Below are 23,426 nucleotides of genomic sequence, written 5' to 3' on the forward strand. Positions count from 1 at the left end.
GCGACGGGGCTCACCTCTTACCTTTCCGAACAGAGAAGTTAAGCCCGTTAGCGCCGATGGTACTGCATTTGTGGGAGAGTAGGTCGTTGCCTTTCTTGAATCCCGATTCTTTTTAGAGTCGGGATTTTTTTTGTCTTATTGTAAGGTATTGTTTCTTGTTAGACTAATGTATTTATTATTTTAAATCCATTTATTTTAGTTAAATTGGCCTACATGAATAAAATTTTACAATCTACTTTAAAAACACTCAATCGGACCGATTTTATATTATCGCTTTTAAATGATGAATTATTAAGTGATGCTACTATTCCACCATATAAATCCAGTATTGGTTCACATATCCGACATATTTTAGATTTTTATAACTGTATCTTAAACTTAAATTCAGAAAACAGGGTTGATTTAACCTTGCGAAAGCGGGATTTATTAGTTGAATCAAATTGTTATGCTGCTTTACAGTATTGTAATCACATAAAAGATAAACTTATGCTAATCAATTATGATTTTGATAAGAGTGTGACTGTTGTGGATGATTTGGGTATGGGAAAGATTGAGATTAATTATACGTTAGGGGCTCTATTTGCCCAAGCTAATAGCCACACAATTCATCATTATGCCATTATTAACTATATTATGGAAGGCTTGAGAATAACAGTAAATGATGCAGATTTTGGTTATAACCCAACAACGCCTAAACCAAGTGCTCTTAATTAAGGTTTATTGTTGAACATGCTGTTAATAATTGTTTTTATTCCTTTAAAAATTAAAAATACTGCCATTGCAGAAATCAAGCAACCAACAATCAATATTGGAATATAAAGTGGTTTTTCTTTATTGCTAAAGGCAACATTTAAAAACATAGGCCCTAAAAAAAGGGTCATTATTGCAAATATTAGTGTTTTGATACCTTGTACTAGTACTTTTTTATCTGTTTTATTTGTTTCCATCTTTGTAGTTTTTAATTGCTAAGCGTACATTTTTAAAAGTTTTAAGTAATTCACTGGCTTCTTTTTGTGATATATTAAGTTCATTCATAATCATTTTTGTACCTCTATCTACCAGTTTATTATTACTCAATTGCATATCTACCATTTTATTACCTTTTACATGGCCTAATTGGATCATGGTTGTTGTTGTTATCATATTGAGCACTAATTTTTGTGCTGTTCCAGCTTTCATTCTTGAACTTCCGGTAACGACTTCTGGTCCAACAATAACTTCAATTGGAAATTTTGCGGTTCTTGATAACGGACTATTATGATTGCACGTAATACAGCCTGTTGTAATATTATGTTCATTACAGGCTTTTAAAGCACCAATAACATATGGGGTTGTTCCTGATGCAGCAATGCCAACAACTATATCATTTGTATTAATGTTTTGTGATTTTAGGTCTTCCCAGCCAAGGGTTGTGGAATCCTCTGCAAATTCAACTGCTTTTCTAATGGCTTTATCACCACCAGCTATGATTCCAATGACCAATTCGTGAGGAACTCCAAAGGTTGGTGGGCATTCAGAGGCATCTAAAATCCCTAATCTGCCACTGGTTCCAGCTCCTATATAAAATAATCGACCTCCTTTTTTAAGCTGGGCAACTGCTGCTTCAATCAGTTTTTCAATTTGAGGTAGTGCTTTTTCTACGGCACTAGGTACCGTTTTGTCTTCGGTGTTTATATTAACCAATAATTCCTTAATGCTCATCTGTTCTAGATGATTGTAATAGGAATCTTGTTCGGTGGTTTTTATAAAATCCATATTTCAAAAATACGTTTTTTTGCTTGTGTTATAAAGGTTTATTTGGTGGTATAAATATATTCATCAACTTGAGAAAGTCTAAAGTAACCTAGCGGATAATTCTCCGGATTAGTCTGATTAATGCAATTACCACGAACAGTGGCAGGTTGTGTTTCAAAAGGACCACCACCTTCTTGGCTATTTTGCTGTAACAAAACAAACATATAATTATAAAATTGTTCGGAAATACCATAATTGCGAATTGTAACAATGTCTCCAGTAGTCAAATCCTCTTCGGTGTAAAAACCAAACATTTCATTACCATTGGTAAACTCGTCTTTATAGACTTCCAAACTTGGTATTACGGGAATATCACTAATAAATTCAAAGAAATAATAATTTTTCTCATCTGCAGGGTCTTTATAGAAGGCTTTTAACTCTGTTTCATTTCCAGAAAAGCCACCATTGTCATTTTGGTCTACATAATCAATACTGGCCACAGATTTTAGTGTTTCGGTTGCTGTATAGGTTTCGTTTTTATAGATAATGGTTAATGTATACGTTTCATCTATTACAGGAATAAAATTATTGTTTGTATAAATACCGGTTTGGCCGTCTTCAATAAAATTAAATACTTGATTATTTGAATCAACTACTAAAACTTGTGCCCCATTTGCAGGTGGTACCGAATTGTTAAAATAAGGCGCTGTGAGTGTAAGTTTAATGTCTTGTTCGTTACCTGTAGTTCCTTTAAACCAATTTATGGATGCATCAATAACTAGTCTTGGTTTTTCAGTAGGGGTTTTGACATCTATAACATCTTCACAAGATATTATGAGTATGGAGAGTAATATTAAATATGCGACTTTTTTCATTCTAAAATTTAAAATTATATGAAAAAGAAGGAATTATTCCAAATATCGATAGCCTAATGGCCTCGTTATTTCTTGTGTTTCTGTTCTGCCTAAATGTTATTGAACTAGCATTTTTCCTATTGTAGGCGTTGTAGATACTAAACACCCAGTAACTTTGATAGCCATGATTTTTATTGGGTTTTGGTGTGTATTTCATAGACAAATCCAAGCGATGATAGGATGGAAGCCTGCTAGCGTTTCTGCTATTAAAATTAGCTATGGTTACACCATTATATTCATATTGACTGACAGGAAAGCTAGTTGGTTGTCCTGTTTGAAAGATAAAATTAGAGTTCAGTTCCCATTTATCATTGAATGTATACTGTCCTGTAACAGAAATATCGTGGGTTTTGTCATATGGGGTATTGTACCAATTGCCGTTATTGATACCAAGTTCAGAGGGTGTTCTACCTTTTGTTTGCTGTTCTGATTTTGATAGGGTATAGGCAAGCCATCCGTTAAACCGTCCTTGGTTTTTTCTTAATAGCAATTCCAAACCATATGCCCTTGCTTTGCCGTTTAAAATAACTTGTTCAATGGCATCATTGGCAATTAAATCGGCTCCATCAATATAATCAATCCTGTTTTGTATGGTTTTAAAAAAACTTTCAATTTCTAAGGAATAGCTGTTTTTGTCGAAATTTTTATAATAGCCAATTGCAATTTGATCTAAAAGTTGTGGTTTTATGTACTTGCCACTGGGTGTCCAAACATCTAATGGTGTTGGTGAACTGGTATTGGATAACAAGTGTGAATATTGACTTAATCTATTGTAACTGGCTTTTATTGACGAATGGTCACTTACTTGATAAGCTATGGAAAAACGTGGCTCAAGATTGTAAAACGACTTAATAACATGACTCTTTTTAAAAGTTTCCACTCCCGTTGGTTCTGCCTTTTCATAAATTTGAAGTTCCTCATTGAAATTAACCGCTTGATTGTTGCTGTAGGTATTTAGTTCTGATTGCCCCAAGCGTAAAAAGGAACTTAAGCGCAAACCGTATGAAAGCTGTATTTTATCAGACAGTTGATGTTCTATATCAACATATAAGTCATTTTCAAAAGCAAATTTATCAGTAAGTTTATAAGGGTTGATGCCTGAAGTTTCAGATGAAGGTTCTATTTTGCCTGGATTAAACTTGTAATAAATACTGTTCAGTCCATAATACAGTTTAAATTTATCATTTAAATAATCCTTAAAATCATACTTCACATTAAAATTTTGAATGCCAGAATTCCAATTGAACTCAACAAAATTAAGTTTGAGTCCGTAATAGTAATCCGAATAAATCAATGAAAGATTGGAGAATAATTTGTTTGAAAATAGGTGGTTCCACCTTAGATTAATGACCGAATTTCCATACGTGTTTTCAAAACTATCAGCAATACTAAATACATCGCGACCAAAATAGCCAGACAGATACATGTTATTTTTACTGTTTATTTTATAACTTAATTTGGTGTTTAAGTCGTAAAAATAAGCAACGTTATCACTGTTAAACAATGGCAAAAACAAATGCGCATAAGATGACCTGCCTCCAAAAAGAAAGGAACCCGTATTTTTTTTAATGGGACCTTCAGCCAAAAGCCTGCTTGCCACAAGTCCAATGCCTCCGTTGGCATGAAATTCATTACTATTCCCTTCCTTTTGATAAATATCCAAAACGGATGAGACCCGCCCTCCATAACGGGCAGGAATGCCGCCTTTGTATAATTTTAAATCCTTAATAGCATCTGGATTAAAAACAGAAAATAGACCAAACAAATGTGATGAGTTATAAATTGTCGCCTCATCCAACAATATTAAATTTTGATCCGCTGCGCCCCCGCGAACGTTAAAACCTGATGAATTTTCTCCGGCATTTGAAACGCCCGGAAGCAATGTGATTGCTTTTATAACATCGGCTTCTCCCAATACTACCGGAATTTGTTTTATGGTATTTGCAGATAGTACATTCACACTCATTTGAGGTTTTGAAATATTTATTTCCTCTATGTTCTTGGTAATTACAACTTCATCCAGATTTTCCAGGGTTTCTTCCAACTGAAAATCCTGCTTTAAATTAGTTGACAGATTAATGGTTTTGGAGATATTGGTATACCCCAAATAACTTACAATGATTTTATAGTTGCCTTTGGGAATTGTTATGGAATAAAAGCCATATTCATTGGTTACAGTACCTGTGTTAAGTTCTGGAAATAAAATATTGACACCAATAAGGGTTTCGTTATTATTTTGATCAGAAACAACACCACTGATTGTAAACTTTTCTTGCGCAAGCGTCATAGAAACATTTAGACAAAACCCTAAAAGGCAGCAAGCCAAAATGTATTTCATAAAAGGCAATTTTTTATAAAAATATTAAAAAAGCCCCTAAAAAAAGGAGCTTTTAATATTAACTTTATTTAATTTAAGCAATCTTGCTCAGTATGGTATTAAATGTTTTACTGGGGCGCATACTGGCATTTACCAGTTTTTCATTGGGTATATAATAGCCGCCAATATCAACAGGAGAACCTTGGGCGTCATTTAACTCTTTTATAATTTTCGCTTCATTGTCAACCAAAGCTTTAGAGATTTCAGAAAAATGATTTTTCAATTCAGTATTTTCATTTTGTGAAGCCAAAGCCTGTGCCCAATACATAGCCAGATAAAAATGGCTTCCTCTATTGTCCAATTCTCCAACAACACGAGATGGCGATTTTTTATTGTCAAGGAATTTATCTGTAGCTTCATCTAAGGTGTCTGCTAAAACCAGCGCTTTTTTGTTATGCTGTTTTTCACTTAAAAACTCTAGGGATACAGCCAATGCTAAAAACTCTCCAAGGGAATCCCAACGTAAGTGGCCTTCATGCAAAAACTGTTCTACGTGTTTGGGAGCAGATCCACCTGCGCCTGTTTCAAACAAACCACCACCATTCATTAATGGAACGATCGATAACATTTTTGCACTGGTTCCAACTTCCAAAATAGGGAATAAGTCTGTTAGATAATCCCTTAAAACATTTCCTGAAACTGAAATGGTGTCTTTACCGTCTTTAAGTCTTTGGCAAGTGTAAGTAGTTGCTTCGATGGGTGATAGAATTTTGATGTCCAACCCAGTAGTATCATGATTAGGTAAATACTTGTTTACTTTTTTAATTAATTCTTTATCATGGGCTCGTTTGCTGTCCAACCAAAAAACAGCAGGTGTGTTAGTGGCTCTCGCTCTACTTACCGCTAATTTTATCCAGTCTTGAATAGGGGCATCTTTTACTTGACACATTCTCCAAATGTCACCAGCTTCAACCGTGTGTTCCATCAAAACTTTTCCAGATGCGTCAACAACTTTGACAACACCATCCGATTGGATTTCAAATGTTTTATCATGAGAGCCATATTCCTCGGCCTTTTGTGCCATCAAACCTACATTAGGTACAGTTCCCATGGTGGTAGGGTCAAAAGCACCATTCTTTTTGCAAAAATCAATGGTTGCTTGATAGATTCCAGCATAACTACTGTCTGGAATAACGGCTTTTGTGTCTTGAGCCTTTCCTCGCGCATTCCACATCTGACCAGAGTTACGAATCATTGCTGGCATGGAGGCATCTACAATCACATCACTTGGGACATTTAAATTGGTGATTCCTTTTTCGCTATTGACCATGGCCAAAGCAGGACCATTTTTAAGTGCTAATTCAATATCAGCTTCAATTTCTTCTCGTTTAACTTCAGGCAGTTCCTGGATTTTTGATAATAAATTACCAAAGCCATTGTTTGGATCTACGTGTAAACTTTTTAATACTGCTTCATGTTTTTCAAAAACGGATGCAAAGAATACTTTAACAGCGTAACCAAACATGATGGGGTCAGACACTTTCATCATGGTCGCTTTTAGATGCAGTGAAAACAAAACGTTTTTGGCCTTGGCATCGGCAACTTGCTCTTTTAAAAACTTGATTAAAGCTTTTTTGCTCATTACCGTAGCATCTATGATCTCGTCTTTTAGAATAGATATGTTGTCTTTTAAAACGGTTTTGTGACCGTTAGTGTCATAATGTTCTATTGATACAGTTGTAGCTGCTTTAAGTGTCAGGGATTTTTCATTGTGTGCAAAATCGCCTTCAGTCATGGTAGCAACATGAGATTTAGAGTCTTTGCTCCAAGCTCCCATGCTGTGTGGATTTTTTCTGGCGTAATTTTTAATGGCTTTAGGTGCGCGTCTATCAGAGTTCCCTTCTCTTAAAACAGGGTTTACGGCACTTCCCTTTACCTTATCATACGCTGCTTTTATAGCTTTTTCTTCATCATTGCTGGGAGTGTCAGGGTAGTCGGGTAACGCATAACCTTTTGCTTGCAATTCCTCTATAGCATCTTTTAATTGAGGGATTGAGGCACTTATATTTGGCAGTTTTATAATATTGGTGTCTGGTTTTTTAGCAAGTTCAGCTAATTCAGCCAAGTCATCCGATACTTTTTGGCCTTCAGATAAGAGGTCGGGAAAATTGGATAAAATTCTGCCGGCCAAAGAAATATTTTTGGTTTCAATGGTGATTCCTGAAGATTTTGTGAATGCTCGTATTATAGGTAAAAGTGAATGAGTTGCCAAAGCAGGTGCTTCGTCTGTTAATGTGTAAATAATTTTTGACATTGTTGTCTCTCTGTTTAATTAATATACTATGAGAAAATCAGTAAAATAATCGATTATTTTTTTGCTCTGCGAATATACAAAATTTGACTTTTAAACAGAGGTTATTGACCAAATGAACTACAATAAAACAGGATATTTTATAAAAAAACAAAAATTCAAATATTAAAAACAAATTAGGCAAGAAAAGAGTAGGAAATTCATAAAAAAACAAAAGCCATATCACTGTAGAACTTAATCTACTCTGACATGGCTTTCTTTGAAACAATTTCCCGTGATCTATTTAGTATTGCTACTAAAATCAATTTACGCTTTCGCACAAATCTTTTCGATTCAAGTTCCATCATTTCAATGAAACATTTTGTGATGTAATTTTCAATATGCATTGACCTATTACCAAAATGCTTCAGTTTTAATTGTTTTTCTTGATGCCGATTGTTTACCTTTCGTTTTCACGTTGGGCTTACGTACTGCATTGCTTTTAGTCTGGCATTTACTTTCGCTCCTGCCAACTTTCAAAGCTTTCAACCGCACTAGTTGCCATCTACTTGCGCATCTGGGACTTTTTACAGTATCTTGGTTCTTTGCTCACACACGCTTACACGTGGCACATCCAAACCTCAAAAAACAATTAGTATAAAGAACGTTACTTCATATAGAATTTAATATTAATTCACTTTTGAAATGAAAACAACATTTAGCTGTTATTAAATTCTTAAGCTAAGATAGTTTAAGAAACCAAAAAAGCAAATTTTTTAAGGTATTAGATATCAACTTTTTATAAACCATACTTATTAACAAATGTTCATAAAAAAAGCCTTGATAATTCAAGGCTTTAATGCTTCTGCAAGAGCAGTAATACGTTTTATTAATGTCTGCTTTCTTTGATTCTTGCTTTTTTACCGGTAAGATCTCTAAAGTAGAATATACGCGCTCTACGCACTTTACCTCTTTTGTTGACCTCGATTTTTTGTAAAGCAGGAAGGTTGATTGGGAAGATACGCTCTACACCAATGGTTCCAGACATTTTTCTAATGGTAAAAGTCTCAGTAGATCCTGATCCTCTTCTTTGAATGACTACACCTCTAAAAAACTGAGTACGCACTTTTTCGCCTTCTCTAATTTCATAGTAAACGGTAATTGTGTCTCCAGCTCCAAACTCTGGAAAGTCTTTTTTTGCTACAAACTCGTCTTGTACAAATTTTACTAAAGATTCCATATCTTTAAAAATTAAATGGTTGATTCAGAACAACATTCACGATTTTCGCCAGAGGTTAACCCGAAATTGGGTGCAAAGATAATTAATAAATGCAAATGAACAATTAATATTTTTTAAATTTTTGGTGTTTCCTTTTGCTATGCAAAAAGGCCAGGCTATCCGCTATATCTTTTGTGTTCACAAAAGGATGCCGCTGCTATCCTTAACACTTACTCATCCAATAAATCGGGACGTCGTTCTTTTGTTCTTAAGTAGGCCTGCTCTTCGCGCCATTTTTCAATTTCAGGTAAATTACCGCTAAACAACAATTCAGGCACTTTCATGCCTTTGTACTCGCGCGGTTTGGTATAAATGGGTGGCGCCAATAAATTATCCTGAAACGAATCCGTTAGGGCAGAGGTCTCATTGCCTAAAACACCTGGTATTAAACGTATCACGGCATCGCACAATACAGCAGCAGCCAATTCGCCACCGGACAACACATAATCGCCAATAGAGATTTCCTTGGTTATATAATGGTCCCGTACCCGTTGGTCAACGCCCTTATAATGTCCGCATAAAATAATGATGTTTTCCTTGAGTGATATTTGATTGGCAATACCTTGTTTTAAGGTTTCGCCATCAGGTGTCATGTAAATCACCTCGTCATAATGGCGTTCTGCTTTTAAGGCAGAAATACATTTGTCAATGGGTTCTATCATCATGACCATGCCAGCACCTCCGCCAAATTGAGTATCATCAACTGATTTGTAATTGTCGGTCGTGTAATCACGTAAGTTATGAAAATGGATTTCAACCAAATTAGCTTCAATGGCACGTTTTAAAATAGACGCTTCAAAAGGGCTTTTAAGCAGTTCTGGTAATACGGTAATGATATCGATTCGCATTGGTTTGTTTTAAGACATGCAAAGATAATTGAATAGTTTAAGAGTTCTTATGATTTTGAAAACTTCTGTAATTGTTTTTTATTTGAGTTATGGTAGACTTTTAGTGCTATTCATTTAATAAATTATCAGAACCTTCTTTTAATTCTGGGTCTCCATAATTGCCACTTTGTAAGTTCATAAGGTAAGGTGTTAGGTTGTGTTTAAATTCATTTATAATTGAATTCATTAATTCATCATTCTTTTCAATATTTACAACAAACCTTGGGATACTTTTGATTTTAGAACTGACCAAATAAGGATGTACGAATATGCTACTTGTCACTTTGCAAACCTCAATATCGGGTGTAAAATCTGTAAATGTATCCTTTCTTTTCATGCCTCCAGTTTTATGCTCGTACTCATCATAATTTCCATAGGCTTTAAAAAGAATGAGATCCGAAGAAAAGAAAATTTCGGTATTAAAAAATAAAAATATTTCATAAACCAATCGGTTTCCAAAAAAGTATATGGCGGTACCAAACAAGATTAAAAAGAGACTTATAAGAATTTTAGGGGCATAAGCGATCAGTAATTCATTGGTATCATGAATTAATGCTTCGTTATATAAACTAGGCACTTTAATAATACCCATAAAAAAAATAATCAAACCTAAACAAATAAGAATGGTTCCAGTTTTATGAATGTTTGAAAGTTTATTTTCAATTTTTTTGTCATAAGTGGTTGAAATTAATTTTGGATTTGTTTCATAAACATATTCAAAATTAAAATGGCCTTTATGGACTTGGTCACCTGCTAGCAAACCACCTGTTTTTTCTGTTGAGCTTTTAAAATACCATCCTGTTTTTCTCTTAATGATATTATCAAATTGTTGTTCAATATTATTTGGCTGAGTTGCAACGCGATGTGTGGTTAAATCTATATCAGATACTTGAACATCAATTTCCTTACGGTTAGAAAACGTGTTTTCTATGAGTTTGAATGATACCAAAGACGTATAAATAATGACTACTGCTAAAACAAGGATAGATGTCAATAAGGCAACGTTAATGGTTCCGTTGTATGGTTTGAACAAAAAAATAGTTATTAAATAGAATGTGATAAAAAACAAAATTCTATTTCTTATTTCATTTTTAGAATTCTTGCTAATTACAGAATCTATTTTAGAAGGTCTCCATAAGGTTAGCAAGCCAATAAGAATAAAAAGATTGACCCAAACCATACTGAAACTAATGATTTCTAAATATGCAATAAAACCAAATACCATTAGAATAAACAAGAAAAAGCCAATTAATGAAACAGGCCTCGATTGGTTTGAAATAAAATTGGTAATTGGATACGGTACATACTCAAATATATCTGACAATCCTTTTTTTGAAACAAGCTTGTAGAAAATAAACTGCCAGTCTTTAACAGTTCCTTTTTCATTACTGGAAAAACTAAAATTTTTACTTCTAAAAATATTGGCGTATTCTTTTGCTAGTTGTTGCGAATCAGAAGACCGTTGCCCTAGTAAATTCTTTATGTATATTTCCCTGGTAGGATCAAATATGTCTTTAGCGCTAAAGCTGTATTCGTTTTTATAACCTCTCCAAACTGATTTTATTCCCATGAATAAAAACCCTAATGCAGAAGCCATTTTTACAATGGTTAAAAAAACATCTTTATTTTTAAAATCTGTTTTAACTAGAAAAAGAAGAGCTAATCCAAAAAGTATTGAAATGACCCCTTTAATAAACGAAACCTTTGATAGTTTTCTAAAAGGAAATGTTTCTGTAATTAGATTTTCGGTTGGTTGAGTGTCCATATTTCAAATGTTGTTTAATTGTCTAAAAAAAAACCATTATTATTTTAGATTGAGTAAATGATTTGAAATGGGACTTTTTTTACTTTGTAATGGATTAATTATGTGCTTATTACATGTTTGGAACTAAAAATAGTATATTTTTTTTAAAAATTCAATATAAATGTTTTTTTTGAAAAAGCGCGAATTGTTACATTCGCGCTTTATATAATATGATTATTGATTTCATTATGCCATATGCACAGCATACTTGTCTTCATAAATTTCTTCAATTAACTTGGCATTAAAGGCTTCAATATCTTGTGGATTTCTACTGGTGATAAGCCCTTGGTCTACAACAACTGCTTCATCAAGCCAATGGGCTCCAGCATTTTCAATATCTTTTTTTATGGAATTATAAGAGGTCACTTTACGGCCTTTAAGTACATCTGCTTCAATCAATAATGATGGGCCATGGCAAATTGCCGCAATGGGTTTTCCATTTTCAAAAAATGATCGTACAAATGATACGGCCTTTTTATTTTTTCTAAGTGTATCAGGATTGATTACACCGCCTGGAAGCATTAAAGCATCATAATGGTCTTGGGTAACATGGTCTAAAGTGGTATTTACATCATACGATTTGCCCCAATTACCGTTGGCCCATGATTTAATGGTGCCTTCATTTTCAGAAACAATGTCAACGTGAGCACCAGCTTGTTCTAAAGCTTTTTTTGGTTCGCTTAATTCACTTTCTTCAAATCCGTTGGTTGCAAGGATAGCAACGCGTTTTTTGCTTAATTTTTCCATTTTTAAAGATTTTAAATTAATAATTTATTTATTTAAAAGTACTTTAAAATGAAGGCTTGAAAGAATTTTAAAAGCGGTTTAACTTGAATTTATCACCTAGTGTTAAAGCGGTGAAAAGATAACGTTAAAGGCTCTGTTAAATTTATATTTTTGTTTAGAATCGCTAAAAAGGCCAATAAAAAAATCCGTAAGGTTTAGTTACGGATTTTAAATAAGTGTGGTTTTATTTTAAAGATTACTTACTACTGCCTTTGGTTGTTTTTTGCTTGTTGATTTCATCTTGTAATTGGCGTCTTACTTTTTGTTCGCGTTCCAAAGCAGTTTTACGGTGTTCTTCAAATTCTTCTTCCATTTCAGAAAGGGCCCGTTTGGCTTCTTTGGTCACTACATTACTATTGTTAAACTTATAGACAAATAACAAGAACAAAGCCAATAAGGCAGCTATAATAGTCCACATTAACCCATTGTAGCCACTTTTACTCATTTGCAATCCAAACAATGACATACTGTCTTTCTCTTTGTTAGTTTTGTCTAAATCATTTTGGGTATTGGCAAGATTGTTTTTTAAATCTGTTATTTCTTTTGATTGATCACTAACCACTTTTTGTGTTTCCAGTAATTCTTTATGAACAGCTTTTAAAGAGTCCAATGTATGGGCTTTTAATTCATCCAGCCAATTACGTTTGGTAACTTTGTAGGTTTGGCCGCGTTCATCTCTCCAACTACTTGATTTTTGAATAACGTACTCAAATTGGTTGTCAATGCTGCCACTATCTAGTGAAAGTGATTCTTCTTCTTGATCTGTTTGTGCAAAAGCGCTAAGGGTAACTAGTGAAAAAAACAATATAGCGGCTAATGATTTCATGTGATTCATGATAGAATTGGTTTAATTAGATTAAATATGATTTACGAAGTTATAAAATATTGTCAAGTAATATGATTAAATTTTAACAAAAAGCCTCACTATGTGAGGCTGAATTATATACGGAACAAACAAAAATTTGGATGTTTCAATATTAATAATAGGTATAACGCCTAACTTTTGAAATATATTTTGCAAGCCTAATAACTTGATGGCTGTAACCATATTCATTATCATACCAAATATATAGGACAACATTTTTACCATCAGGTCTTACAATGGTGGCCTTGCTGTCATAAATGGCGGGAGCTGAACTTCCAATAATATCCGAGGAAACCAGTTCGTCACTTAATTCGTATTTTATTTGTTCAACCAAATCACCTTCAAGGGCATATTTTTTTATAATTGTATTCATGCCAGAAACAGATGTAGCTGTTTCCAACTCTAAATTGAGAATAGCTAATGACCCATTGGGCACGGGCACTCTTATGGCGTTTGATGTTAATTTGCCTTCCAGGGTAGGTAGCGCTTTTGCGACGGCACTTCCAGCACCGGTTTCGGTTATGACCATATTTAAGGCAGCGGCACGGCCACGGCGGTATTTTTTATGGAAGTTATCAACTAAATTTTGGTCGTTTGTATAGGCATGAATGGTTTCTAAATGGCCGCTTTTTACACCAAAAGAATCTTCAACGGCTTTTAAAATAGGGGTAATGGCATTTGTTGTACAAGATGCAGCAGAGAAGATATTGATTTTATCTGGATCATGCTCTAAGTGATTGACGCCATGAACAATATTGGGAACACCTTTGCCAGGAGCAGTTAATAACACTTTGTCAACACCTTTTGATTTGAGATGCCTACTTAACGCATCCTTGTCCCTAAAAGCACCAGTATTATCAATAACCAAGGCTTTTTTGATATGATATACTGTATAATCGATATCCTCAGGCTGATTGGCCGAAATGATATGGACTGTTGTGCCATTAATAATTAAAGCTTGGTTTTCAATATCAACTGATACTGTTCCAGAGAAATCACCATGAACAGAGTCATTGCGCAAAAGGGCTGCTCTTTTTTCAAGCGTAATTTCATCTATAACACCACGGGTCACAATAGCTCTTAAACGCAATTGGGTTCCTTTACCGGTTCTGGCCATAAGCTCACGAGCCACCAAACGGCCAATTCTACCAAAGCCATACAAGACCACATCTTTGGGTTGGATACCACTGTTTTTTCCGGCATCTTTTAATTTTTTTGATACAAAAGCTGTGGCATTAGTGTATTTATCACTTTCTAAATGAAACTCATACGTCAGCTTGCCAATATCTAGCTTGGCTGGCGGGATATCTAAAGTTTTAATGGCTTGGGCAATTTCTACGGAATCAAAAATTGAAATAGGTTTTTGAACAAATTTACCTGCATATTCGTGCAAGTTTAATATTTGGCTTACGTTTCTGTCAATCAATTGATTTCTAAAAAGCACCAATTCAATGGATTTGTCATACCAAAGATCACTTACTATTTTAATAAATTCTACGGTTGCTCGTCGTCTATCTGCCTGAAAGACCAATTCCTTTTCATAGGTTTTGTTAAAACTCATGGTGAAATGTTTAGTTTGTTTTTATAAATTTTCGCAAAAATACTATATTTCAAACGTTTTCGTAAAGCATTTAGCCAAAAAAATAACCCTCTTTGTTTTTACTCAAAAGAGGGTTAAATCAATTAATGTATTTACAGTTGTTATCTAAAATTATAGCGTTCTTTTTCGCCGTTTTTGTTTATCAGTTCTATTCTTAAAGGCTCATAAGGAGATCTGTTTTTTATAATATTTTGGGCGTCATCCACGGTTTTAATTTTCTCATCATTAATGGCTGTTATGATAGCGCCTTCTTCAATGCCATTGTTCATCCAATATTCAGCATATTTGGCATCTAATTGAACAATTTTTATTCCGTTTGAAACATTATATTTTTTCAAATCGGCTGGTTTGGCATTTTTAACTTGACCAACCATGGGTAGGGTAATTGTGGTATTCTTCATTAATTTGACAGATACTGTTTTTGGACTGCCATCTCTCAGCAATTTCACTGTCACAACATCATCAGGGCGTTTGGTACTTAAATGACCTTTTAAATCTGAAAATTTAGAAATTTTCAAGCCATCAATTTCCTTAATGATATCACCGTTTTGAATACCGGCTTTTTCAGCACCAGAGTCTTCCATCACACTCTGTACATAAAAACCTTCGGTATCTGTAATTCCAATTTTCTCAGCAAAATCACTATTAAGAGCACCGCCAGTAACACCAAGAACACCATTTTGCACGTTTCCATACTCCATAATATCTTCAATCACTTTTCTAGCAATGTTACTTGGAACGGCAAAAGAATAGCCTATATAAGAACCTGTTTGTGAAGTTATGGCTGTGTTGATTCCAATCAATTCACCTTTTGTATTTACTAAAGCACCACCAGAGTTACCAGGATTCACTGCGGCATCAGTTTGAATGAATGATTGAATATGCTCACCTGTTGGGTCTAAACTTCTTGATTTAGCACTTATGATACCCGCCGTAACAGTTGATGTTAGGTTAAACGGATTTCCAACGGCCAATACCCATTCTCCAATTTTAGCGTTATCAGAGTCCCCAAAAGTTGCATATGGCAAGTCTTCATCTGCATCAATTTTTATAAGCGCTATATCGGTTTTTGGATCAGAACCAATAATTTTGGCATCGTAGGTTTTATTGTTGTTTAAAGTAACCGATAATTCCTGTGAATTCTCGATAACATGGTTATTGGTAATAATATAACCATCAGCAGTAATAATCACTCCAGAGCCTGTACCTATTTGGGCGCGTTGCGGACTTCTACCTAAAAACAAATCCTCAATAGTCATTTGCCCAGTGCTTACTGAAAGGTTTTTAACATGCACAACAGTGTTAATGCTGTTTTCGGCAGCTACCGTTAAGTCGGGTGCTTCATACGGGGTTTTTACATTACTTACATTACTTGCCGGAAGAAATGTAGGATTTGATTCCGCAGAAGATAAAACTATACTTTTGTTGTCATTTAAAAATAACTTGTAGGCACCAAGCGTTAATATACCACCCAGAGCAGAGGCCAATACTAAGGTTAAGATTTTTTTCATTTGTATATGTTTTAAGATTGTGTTTTTAATTAAATAACGATTAAAATTAAATATTTATTGAATGTCATATTTTCTTTTAACGATTTTTAACGCCAATTTTAACGCCCATTTAACACCTAAAAAAACGGTTTAATATTTATATATTTGTGCCTGATTATGGAACAGACATTTTATAAATACCAAGGAACGGGAAATGATTTTGTGATGATAGACAATCGTCAGCAAACATTTGACAAAAGCAATACCAAGCATATTGCCTTTTTGTGTGATAGACGATTTGGAATAGGTGCCGATGGATTGATTTTATTGGAAAACCACAAGAGTCTGGATTTTAAAATGGTCTATTACAATGCCGATGGTAATGAGAGTTCCATGTGTGGTAATGGTGGGCGTTGTTTGGTAGCCTTTGCAAAGCAGTTAGGAATTATTACAGACAAAGCAACATTTGAAGCCATTGACGGCCCGCACTATGCAACCATAAATGACAATATAGTTACATTGCAAATGCAAGATGTGAATACGGTTGATAAATATGATACTCATGTGTTTTTAAACACGGGTTCACCACATCATGTGCAATTTGAAGACCACATTGAGGATTTTGACATACAAACAAAAGGGGCCAACATACGATATGGATCTCCTTATAATGAGGCTGGCAGTAATGTGAACTTTGTGAAAAAGATTTCAGATGCCACGTTTGCGGTTAGGACTTATGAGCGAGGTGTTGAAGGAGAAACCTTTTCCTGTGGCACAGGTGTGACAGCCGTGGCAATAGCCATGAATTTTTTAGGAGAAACCAATCAAAACCTTGTCACTTTACAAACACAAGGCGGCGAGCTTAAGGTGTCATTTGCAAAAAAAGGCGATTTATATACCAATGTTTGTTTAATTGGGCCAGCCACATTTGTTTTTAAAGGCTCCATATGATTACATTAAAAGGAGAACATATTTATTTACGGGCACTTGAGCCAGAAGATTTGGAGTTTATCCATACCATTGAAAATGATGAATCCATTTGGGAACTGAGCAATACTTTAGTACCATATTCAAAATTTTTGATCAGGCAGTATTTGGAGCAGTCCCAAAAAGATATTTTTGAAGTGAAACAGTTGCGTTTGGTTATTTCCAGTTATGAAAATGAAGCATTGGGAATGATAGATTTGTTTGATTTTGATTTTAAAAATGCTAGGGCAGGTGTTGGTATTTTAGTGAGAGACCATGAAAAAAGGCAGATGGGTTATGGGCGAGAAGCCCTTCAGCTATTGATCAATTACAGTTTCAATCATCTTGACTTGCACCAATTATATTGCAATGTTTCTGAAGGTAACCAAGCCAGTATAAAGCTATTTGAAGGTCAGGGATTTGTCAAAATCGGATTAAAAAAGGATTGGAACTACGTCAATGGTGCCTTTAAAAACGAATATATATATCAGCTTTTAAATAATTAAATGTATTTAAAGAAAATAATAATTACCATAGCACTTTTAGGGTTGGTTGTGGCATCATATTTTGCTTACTATGTATACAGTGTTATGCTCAAGCCCAACACAGCCTTTAATAATAGCACAGCTTATATTTATGTGCCAACCAATGCAACCTATAAAGATGTTAGGGAGCAACTAGTTCCGTTGTTGAAGGACATTGACAAGTTTGATGCATTGGCCGAGCAGAAAAAATATGTCAATAATGTAAAAGCGGGCAGGTACATCATAAAAAAAGGAATGAATAATAATGATATTATCAATTCTATTAGAAGCAGAAATGTGCCTATAAGACTTTCCTTTAATAATCAAGAAACTATACAAAAACTTGCTGGGCGTATTGGCTCGCAGATTGAGGCAGATAGTTTATCATTGGTAAAAGCCATGTTGGATGATTCATTTTTAAACAAGCACGGTTTTAATAAGGCTACCGCTTTGGGAATGTACATTCCCAACAGTTATGAGTTCTTTTGGAATACATCTGCAGAGCAGTTTAGGGAAAGAATGCTTAAGGAATATAACCGTTTTTGGACCGAATCAAGAATTGAAAAAGCCAAAGCTTTGGGGCTGTCTCCATCACAGGTTATCGCACTGGCATCAATTGTTTATGAAGAATCCAAACAAGCTGATGAACAGCCAAAGATAGCTGGTGTATATATCAATAGATTGAAAATAGGCATTCCATTGCAGGCAGATCCCACTATTAAATATGCGGCTTATCAATTGCCAAAATATAAGAACACGGTTATCAGACGTGTATTAAATGTTCATAAGGAAATTGATTCACCATATAATACCTATAAATATGCCGGTTTGCCTCCTGGTTTGATAGCTATGCCAGATGTGTCGGCTATTGATGCGGTTTTAAACTATGAAAAGCATTCCTATTTATATTTTGCTGCCGATCCCAACAAATTAGGATATCATAAGTTTGCCAAAACATTATCCCAGCATAATGCTAATGCAAGAGCCTATCAACGATATTTATCATCCCATGGCATAAATAAATAGATTTGTTAGTGAGGCTCAAATATGGTTTGCTTTTAATTTTAATATCAAACCTTGCCTTTTCACAATCTAAACTCAATTCTTTTTTAAAACCAAGTGATTCCTTAAACACTTCTAGGAGAAATGCTGTTGTTATATCGGAGACCTCGTTAGCTGGATTGACCCTTATTGGATTGAACCAATTGTGGTATGCTGATTATGAAAAGTCTCAGTTTCACACTATAAACGATAATAATGAGTGGCTGCAGATGGATAAGTTTGGACACGTTTTTTCATCTTATCAATTGGGAAGAGTAGGAGCTGATGTTTTAAATTGGAGCGGCGTTAGCAAAAAGGACCAATTGATTTATGGTGCCACATTAGGATTTGCATTTTTAACAACGGTTGAAATTTTCGATGGATTTTCAAAAGAATGGGGCTTTTCTTGGGGTGACATTCTGGCAAACGGAACTGGCACTGGGTTGTATATTGGTCAAGAATTGCTATGGAATGAACAACGAATTGCTTTAAAGTTCTCGTTTCATCAAACCAGATATGCCTTGCAGAGTCCGGATAAGCTAGGACAAAACTTTACGGAACAGTTATTGAAGGATTATAACGGGCAAACGTATTGGTTGAGTGCTAACCTTCATGCGTTCTTTAAACAAAGTAAAATTCCAAAATGGCTAAACATTGCCTTTGGTTATGGGGCTGACGGGATGTTGAGCGGCACTAAAGATATTGACAATCAGTTGTTAACAAATTATGACAGGCATAGGCAGTTCTATTTAAGTTTTGATGTAAATTTGAATAATATTAAAACAGAGTCGCATATTTTGAAGTCAGTTTTTAGTGTTTTTAATGTTATAAAAGTTCCTTTTCCCGCCCTAGAATTTAGTAAAAACAGATGTGTTTTTCATCTGTTCTACTATTAAAAATAGCACATAAACGAGTAATTTTGAATTAATTAAAAAAATGTGTAATTTTGCACGCTCAAATTTTCAGGCATATTTTTTGTAAAATATACCGAAGAAATTTAAAGCTTATGAAAAAAAATATTGCAAGTTATTTAGTAGTACTTACAATATGTATTTTATTGTACGCATCGTTTTCATCTGACAAAACGATAGATTCAAGTAAATATTCAACAGCTGGCTTAGTATTGAACTATACAGTAAGCCAAGATGCAGGATCTAACGATAGAGACCTAGCATTATTGAACTCAAACAAAGCATATTCACCGTATTTAGGGAAATCTTTTGTAGGATTTAAGGAGGCTTTGGCGTTTAAAGAATCAAGAGGAGATTATTTTACCATTAATAGTTTAGGTTATTTGGGTAAATATCAATTTGGAAAAGGAACGCTAAGATTATTGGGAATACATGATTTTGAAGAATTTCTAAACAACCCAGAACTTCAGGAAAAAGCTTTTATTGCCAATGCAGAACGTAACAAGTGGATTTTAAGACGCGATATCAAACGTTTTGTGGGTAAGAAAATAAATGGAATAACCATTACAGAGTCTGGTATTTTAGCAGCTGCCCATTTGGCTGGTCCAGGTAGTGTGAAACACTATTTAAGGAGTTATGGTGTAGATAATTTTGCTGATGCTTACGGAACAACCATTGAGTACTACATGAAAAAATTCTCTGGTTATGACACCTCTTTCTTAAAGCCAAATCAGAAAGCCAAGGCAACCTCTGTTTAAAACAATAATTATATTTTATGGATTATAAATATTGTAGGTCTCTTATGTAGGTCTACAATATTTTTTTTCCATTCACTGGCCGTTTTGGTTTTTATAAACTCGGTAGACAATGTAATGTCACATGCCACACATATAAGCGTATTTGCTGCTAAGGTGTTGCTTAATTCTTCCAGCATTTTATTGTTTCTATAGGGTGTTTCAATAAAAATTTGGGATTGGTTTTGCTCAAATGACAAACGTTCCAAGCGTTTAATCTCATTTTTGCGTTCGTTTTTGTCAATAGGTAAATAGCCATTGAACGTAAAGCTTTGTCCGTTCATTCCAGAACTCATCATGGCCATTAAAATAGATGAAGGGCCAACAAGAGGCACTACCTTAATGCCTTTTTGATGAGCTAATCTAACAATATCAGCGCCAGGATCTGCAATACCGGGGCATCCGGCATCAGATAATAATCCCACATGGGTGCCATTTAAGCAAGGTTCTAGATATTCAGGAAGTATGCTTGTGTGGGTAAATTTGTTTAAAGGGAAAAGCTGTAATGCGGATTGTGATTTCCCGGAACTTACTTTTTTTATAAATCGTCTGGCTGTCTTTTCGTTTTCTACAATGTAAAAATTTACCTGCTCAATGGTTTTTTTAACAGATATTGGTAATACTTCCAAAGGCTCGTTGTCTCCTAAAGTAGTTGGTATAAGGTAAAGATTTCCTTTTTCAGAATCCATAAACGCTATTTCTGTTGAAAATTAAGAATTAAAAATACTAAATTTTTAGCAGTAAAAAATGCTAAGACAATTTATCAGCAATAATGGAACAAGCTTCATCAAGCATTTTAAAAACGTTTTCAAAACCATGTTCGCCACCGTAATAGGGATCTGGGACATCATAGTTTTGGTTTGGATATACTTCGTTTAAAATCAACGCTACCTTTTCTTTGTCTTCTTCAGATCTTGCCAATGATATAACATGCTTGTAATTGGATTCATCCATAACATAAATGAAATCAAAATCATCAAAATCCTTTGAGCAAAATTGTCTGCCTTTTAGGCTTGAAATATCTATACCGTACTTTTTGGCCACTGCTACAGACCGCCTGTCAGGAGAGCTTCCAACATGGTAGTTGGCTGTCCCGGCAGAGTCAATTATGAAATGTTCTTTTGGTAGTTTGGATTTTAAAATGCCTTCTGCCAAAGGAGAACGGCAAATATTCCCCAGGCAAACCATTAAAATTTTAGTCATTTGGTATTGGTTTATACAGATAGCTTTTTACTGATATCCTCAACATATTTTCTGAATTGTTTATCAGTTGAAGATAAGTTGTCTACAGTTTTGCAGGCATGAAGTACAGTGGCATGATCTCTTTTGCCAATTTGAGAACCAATGCTTGCCAATGATGCTTTTGTGAATTTTTTTGCAAAAAACATGGCTAGTTGCCTGGCTTGAACAATATGGCGCTTTCTGGTTTTAGACTGGAGGGTATCAATATCCATTTGGAAATAATCCGACACCACTTTTTGTATATAATCTATAGAAACTTCCCGCTTGGTATTTTTTACAAATTTTTCAACAATTTGTCTGGCAAGATCAATAGTTATCTCTTTTTTATTGAATGAGGACTGTGCGATTAAAGAAATAATGGCGCCTTCTAATTCACGTACATTTGTTTTGATATTTTTCGCAACAAATTCAATGATATCATCGGGCATTTCAACACCATCACGATACAATTTGTTTTTTAAGATAGAGACTCTGGTTTCAAAATCTGGATTTTGCAGTTCAGCTGAAAGTCCCCATTTAAAACGGGATAACAAGCGTTGCTCGATATCCTGCATATCCACAGGTGCTTTGTCACTGGTTAGGATAACCTGTTTGCCATTTTGATGTAAATGGTTGAAAATATGGAAAAATACGTCTTGGGTTCCAGATTTTCCAGATAAAAACTGAACATCATCAATAATAAGAACGTCGATAATTTGATAGAAATGAATAAAGTCGTTTCTATTATTTTTCTTAACGGAGTCTATATATTGCTGTGTAAACTTTTCAGCAGAAATGTATAAAACGGTTTTCTCAGGATATTTATCTTTGATGTCAACACCAATAGCGTGAGCCAAATGGGTTTTTCCTAGACCAACACCTCCAAAAATCAATAACGGATTGAATGATGTTCCTCCAGGTTTGTTTGCTACAGCAAGTCCTGCGCTACGAGCTAAACGATTTGAATCGCCCTCAAGGAAATTTTCAAAACTATAGTTTGGGTTTAGCTGAGATTCAATTTTTACGTTTCTAATACCTGGAATTACAAATGGATTACGTAATTCTGGATTTTTATTGTTTAAAGGAATATCAACATCTTGCGCTTTAACAGATGATCTGTTAGAACTTGGAATCCTTTCAGTAAAGGGTTGTTTGTTGCCATAGGTATTTTCCATTTTTATAATGTATACCAGTTTGGCGTTTTCTCCTAATTCTTTTGTAAGTGATACTTTAAGTATTTTTACGTAATGTTCTTCAAGCCATTCGTAGAAGAATTTGCTGGGTACTTGAATGCTAAGAGCGCTATCAGCAAGTTTAACTGCTTTGATGGGTTCAAACCAAGTTTTATAGGCTTGCGGTTGAATATTATCTTTTATAAATTCAAGACAATTATTCCATACCGATTCCGCAGTTATACTCATTAATTTAAATTTATGGTTTGTTAGTTAGTTGAATAACAGAGAAGCTAATTCTCATCCCCCTTTTGCTTGACAAATATGTGAACAAAATTCTTAAAAAAAAAATCATTTCCTATTGAATTTTAAGAAAAATTTTCGCATGTTTAATCCGTAGCCGAATCTACGAAAAAATATTTAAATAGGTCTATGAAATTCGATGAAATTCAAATAAGAGTGAGGTATGGTGAAACTGACCAGATGGGCGTAGTGCATCACGGGAATTATGCTCTATATCTAGAAATGGGTAGAATTGAGTGGTTGCGAAAAATGGGAGTGTCCTATAAAAAAATGGAAGAAGAGGGCATTATGCTTCCTGTGATTTCCATGACGCTAAACTTTAAAAAGCCAGCCCATTATGATGATGTAATTAATGTAAAAACTCAACTAAAAAATAGGCCTTCTGCTAAGATAGAATTTGACTATGAAATCACGGATGAAATGGGTCAAATTATTACAACCGCAACTGTTGTTTTAGCCTTTATTGATATGAAAACCAATAGGCCTATGAGAGCACCAAAGTATATTTTGGATGTGATTGATGCTTAA

The 23,426-nt window shown here is 34.5% G+C and carries 22 protein-coding genes and 1 rRNA gene; 8 read left to right on the forward strand and 15 right to left on the reverse strand.

Annotation, left to right across the window (positions count from 1 at the left end):
* Positions 1 to 95: ribosomal RNA gene (gene rrf / locus IEW94_RS03310) — 5S ribosomal RNA — on the forward strand; the annotation flags it as partial.
* A 118-nt stretch (positions 96 to 213) separates the two neighbouring features.
* Positions 214 to 714, forward strand: coding sequence for a hypothetical protein (locus IEW94_RS03315; protein ID WP_188649991.1), 501 nt, complete (start codon positions 214 to 216; stop codon positions 712 to 714).
* Here IEW94_RS03315 and IEW94_RS03320 read toward each other — a convergent pair.
* The 12 genes from IEW94_RS03320 to IEW94_RS03375 form a co-directional block, all read right to left on the reverse strand.
* Entirely contained in the window at positions 711 to 947 is a 237-nt protein-coding gene (locus IEW94_RS03320; RefSeq protein WP_188649993.1) for a DUF6095 family protein, read from the reverse strand. The two genes, IEW94_RS03315 and IEW94_RS03320, sit on opposite strands and share 4 nt — an antisense overlap.
* Complete coding sequence (murQ, locus tag IEW94_RS03325) at positions 934 to 1,755, reverse strand: N-acetylmuramic acid 6-phosphate etherase (protein WP_188649995.1); 822 nt, start codon at positions 1,753 to 1,755, stop codon at positions 934 to 936. Before murQ ends, IEW94_RS03320 begins: the two co-directional genes overlap by 14 nt.
* A gap of 38 nt (positions 1,756 to 1,793) precedes the next feature.
* Positions 1,794 to 2,609, reverse strand: coding sequence for a DUF4249 family protein (locus tag IEW94_RS03330; protein ID WP_188649998.1), 816 nt, complete (start codon positions 2,607 to 2,609; stop codon positions 1,794 to 1,796).
* Position 2,610: 1 nt separating this feature from the next.
* Positions 2,611 to 4,986, reverse strand: a complete 2,376-nt coding sequence (locus IEW94_RS03335; protein WP_188649999.1) for a TonB-dependent receptor — start codon at positions 4,984 to 4,986, stop codon at positions 2,611 to 2,613.
* A gap of 73 nt (positions 4,987 to 5,059) precedes the next feature.
* Complete coding sequence (locus IEW94_RS03340) at positions 5,060 to 7,279, reverse strand: NADP-dependent isocitrate dehydrogenase (RefSeq protein WP_188650001.1); 2,220 nt, start codon at positions 7,277 to 7,279, stop codon at positions 5,060 to 5,062.
* 865 nt (positions 7,280 to 8,144) lie between these two features.
* Positions 8,145 to 8,495, reverse strand: coding sequence for a 50S ribosomal protein L19 (gene rplS / locus IEW94_RS03345; RefSeq protein ID WP_188650003.1), 351 nt, complete (start codon positions 8,493 to 8,495; stop codon positions 8,145 to 8,147).
* Between the two features lie 209 nt (positions 8,496 to 8,704).
* On the reverse strand, positions 8,705 to 9,382 hold the full coding sequence (gene trmD / locus IEW94_RS03350) for a tRNA (guanosine(37)-N1)-methyltransferase TrmD (RefSeq protein WP_188650006.1): 678 nt from the start codon (positions 9,380 to 9,382) through the stop codon (positions 8,705 to 8,707).
* Between the two features lie 106 nt (positions 9,383 to 9,488).
* Positions 9,489 to 11,186 (reverse strand): hypothetical protein, encoded by a 1,698-nt coding sequence (locus tag IEW94_RS03355; RefSeq protein ID WP_188650008.1) that lies wholly within the window; start codon positions 11,184 to 11,186, stop codon positions 9,489 to 9,491.
* 225 nt (positions 11,187 to 11,411) lie between these two features.
* Positions 11,412 to 11,972, reverse strand: coding sequence for a type 1 glutamine amidotransferase domain-containing protein (locus IEW94_RS03360; protein ID WP_188650010.1), 561 nt, complete (start codon positions 11,970 to 11,972; stop codon positions 11,412 to 11,414).
* 235 nt (positions 11,973 to 12,207) lie between these two features.
* On the reverse strand, positions 12,208 to 12,846 hold the full coding sequence (locus IEW94_RS03365; RefSeq protein ID WP_188650012.1) for a tRNA (guanine-N1)-methyltransferase: 639 nt from the start codon (positions 12,844 to 12,846) through the stop codon (positions 12,208 to 12,210).
* A 142-nt stretch (positions 12,847 to 12,988) separates the two neighbouring features.
* A complete protein-coding gene (locus tag IEW94_RS03370; RefSeq protein WP_188650014.1) occupies positions 12,989 to 14,437 on the reverse strand; it encodes a glyceraldehyde-3-phosphate dehydrogenase in 1,449 nt (482 codons plus the stop codon).
* Positions 14,438 to 14,577: 140 nt separating this feature from the next.
* The gene (locus IEW94_RS03375) at positions 14,578 to 15,987 is read right to left on the reverse strand and encodes a trypsin-like peptidase domain-containing protein (protein ID WP_188650017.1); all 1,410 of its coding nucleotides are present in this window, start codon (positions 15,985 to 15,987) and stop codon (positions 14,578 to 14,580) included.
* A gap of 156 nt (positions 15,988 to 16,143) precedes the next feature.
* On the opposite strand from IEW94_RS03375, the gene dapF reads away from it, so the two are divergent.
* The 5 genes from dapF to IEW94_RS03400 all read left to right on the forward strand — a co-directional run bounded on the left by dapF (position 16,144) and on the right by IEW94_RS03400 (position 20,166).
* Positions 16,144 to 16,917 (forward strand): diaminopimelate epimerase, encoded by a 774-nt coding sequence (gene dapF / locus IEW94_RS03380; RefSeq protein ID WP_188650019.1) that lies wholly within the window; start codon positions 16,144 to 16,146, stop codon positions 16,915 to 16,917.
* A complete protein-coding gene (locus IEW94_RS03385; protein WP_188650021.1) occupies positions 16,914 to 17,438 on the forward strand; it encodes a GNAT family N-acetyltransferase in 525 nt (174 codons plus the stop codon). Before dapF ends, IEW94_RS03385 begins: the two co-directional genes overlap by 4 nt.
* Positions 17,439 to 18,482 (forward strand): endolytic transglycosylase MltG, encoded by a 1,044-nt coding sequence (gene mltG / locus IEW94_RS03390; RefSeq protein WP_188650023.1) that lies wholly within the window; start codon positions 17,439 to 17,441, stop codon positions 18,480 to 18,482.
* Between the two features lie 8 nt (positions 18,483 to 18,490).
* Positions 18,491 to 19,393: a DUF2279 domain-containing protein gene (locus IEW94_RS03395; protein ID WP_229669436.1), complete on the forward strand. Its 903-nt coding sequence runs from the start codon at positions 18,491 to 18,493 to the stop codon at positions 19,391 to 19,393.
* Positions 19,394 to 19,503: 110 nt separating this feature from the next.
* Complete coding sequence (locus IEW94_RS03400; RefSeq protein ID WP_188650026.1) at positions 19,504 to 20,166, forward strand: peptidoglycan-binding protein LysM; 663 nt, start codon at positions 19,504 to 19,506, stop codon at positions 20,164 to 20,166.
* 8 nt (positions 20,167 to 20,174) lie between these two features.
* On the opposite strand, the gene IEW94_RS03405 is transcribed toward IEW94_RS03400, so the two are convergent.
* The 3 genes from IEW94_RS03405 to dnaA all read right to left on the reverse strand — a co-directional run bounded on the left by IEW94_RS03405 (position 20,175) and on the right by dnaA (position 22,844).
* Positions 20,175 to 20,891, reverse strand: a complete 717-nt coding sequence (locus IEW94_RS03405) for an SAM-dependent methyltransferase (RefSeq protein ID WP_188650028.1) — start codon at positions 20,889 to 20,891, stop codon at positions 20,175 to 20,177.
* 61 nt (positions 20,892 to 20,952) lie between these two features.
* The gene (locus IEW94_RS03410) at positions 20,953 to 21,405 is read right to left on the reverse strand and encodes a low molecular weight protein-tyrosine-phosphatase (RefSeq protein WP_229669437.1); all 453 of its coding nucleotides are present in this window, start codon (positions 21,403 to 21,405) and stop codon (positions 20,953 to 20,955) included.
* An 11-nt stretch (positions 21,406 to 21,416) separates the two neighbouring features.
* The gene (dnaA, locus tag IEW94_RS03415) at positions 21,417 to 22,844 is read right to left on the reverse strand and encodes a chromosomal replication initiator protein DnaA (protein ID WP_188650030.1); all 1,428 of its coding nucleotides are present in this window, start codon (positions 22,842 to 22,844) and stop codon (positions 21,417 to 21,419) included.
* 183 nt (positions 22,845 to 23,027) lie between these two features.
* On the opposite strand from dnaA, the gene IEW94_RS03420 reads away from it, so the two are divergent.
* Positions 23,028 to 23,426 (forward strand): acyl-CoA thioesterase, encoded by a 399-nt coding sequence (locus tag IEW94_RS03420; protein ID WP_188650032.1) that lies wholly within the window; start codon positions 23,028 to 23,030, stop codon positions 23,424 to 23,426.

Source organism: Yeosuana aromativorans (genome assembly GCF_014646655.1).
Lineage (GTDB): Bacteria > Bacteroidota > Bacteroidia > Flavobacteriales > Flavobacteriaceae > Yeosuana > Yeosuana aromativorans.

Coding starts and splice junctions, on each gene's coding strand:
- IEW94_RS03315 (WP_188649991.1), top strand. CDS start 214: ATGAATAAAATTTTACAATCTACTTTAAAAACACTCAATCGGACCGAT.
- IEW94_RS03320 (WP_188649993.1), bottom strand. CDS start 947: ATGGAAACAAATAAAACAGATAAAAAAGTACTAGTACAAGGTATCAAA.
- murQ (WP_188649995.1), bottom strand. CDS start 1,755: ATGGATTTTATAAAAACCACCGAACAAGATTCCTATTACAATCATCTA.
- IEW94_RS03330 (WP_188649998.1), bottom strand. CDS start 2,609: ATGAAAAAAGTCGCATATTTAATATTACTCTCCATACTCATAATATCT.
- IEW94_RS03335 (WP_188649999.1), bottom strand. CDS start 4,986: ATGAAATACATTTTGGCTTGCTGCCTTTTAGGGTTTTGTCTAAATGTT.
- IEW94_RS03340 (WP_188650001.1), bottom strand. CDS start 7,279: ATGTCAAAAATTATTTACACATTAACAGACGAAGCACCTGCTTTGGCA.
- rplS (WP_188650003.1), bottom strand. CDS start 8,495: ATGGAATCTTTAGTAAAATTTGTACAAGACGAGTTTGTAGCAAAAAAA.
- trmD (WP_188650006.1), bottom strand. CDS start 9,382: ATGCGAATCGATATCATTACCGTATTACCAGAACTGCTTAAAAGCCCT.
- IEW94_RS03355 (WP_188650008.1), bottom strand. CDS start 11,186: ATGGACACTCAACCAACCGAAAATCTAATTACAGAAACATTTCCTTTT.
- IEW94_RS03360 (WP_188650010.1), bottom strand. CDS start 11,972: ATGGAAAAATTAAGCAAAAAACGCGTTGCTATCCTTGCAACCAACGGA.
- IEW94_RS03365 (WP_188650012.1), bottom strand. CDS start 12,846: ATGAATCACATGAAATCATTAGCCGCTATATTGTTTTTTTCACTAGTT.
- IEW94_RS03370 (WP_188650014.1), bottom strand. CDS start 14,437: ATGAGTTTTAACAAAACCTATGAAAAGGAATTGGTCTTTCAGGCAGAT.
- IEW94_RS03375 (WP_188650017.1), bottom strand. CDS start 15,987: ATGAAAAAAATCTTAACCTTAGTATTGGCCTCTGCTCTGGGTGGTATA.
- dapF (WP_188650019.1), top strand. CDS start 16,144: ATGGAACAGACATTTTATAAATACCAAGGAACGGGAAATGATTTTGTG.
- IEW94_RS03385 (WP_188650021.1), top strand. CDS start 16,914: ATGATTACATTAAAAGGAGAACATATTTATTTACGGGCACTTGAGCCA.
- mltG (WP_188650023.1), top strand. CDS start 17,439: ATGTATTTAAAGAAAATAATAATTACCATAGCACTTTTAGGGTTGGTT.
- IEW94_RS03400 (WP_188650026.1), top strand. CDS start 19,504: ATGAAAAAAAATATTGCAAGTTATTTAGTAGTACTTACAATATGTATT.
- IEW94_RS03405 (WP_188650028.1), bottom strand. CDS start 20,891: ATGGATTCTGAAAAAGGAAATCTTTACCTTATACCAACTACTTTAGGA.
- IEW94_RS03410 (WP_229669437.1), bottom strand. CDS start 21,405: ATGACTAAAATTTTAATGGTTTGCCTGGGGAATATTTGCCGTTCTCCT.
- dnaA (WP_188650030.1), bottom strand. CDS start 22,844: ATGAGTATAACTGCGGAATCGGTATGGAATAATTGTCTTGAATTTATA.
- IEW94_RS03420 (WP_188650032.1), top strand. CDS start 23,028: ATGAAATTCGATGAAATTCAAATAAGAGTGAGGTATGGTGAAACTGAC.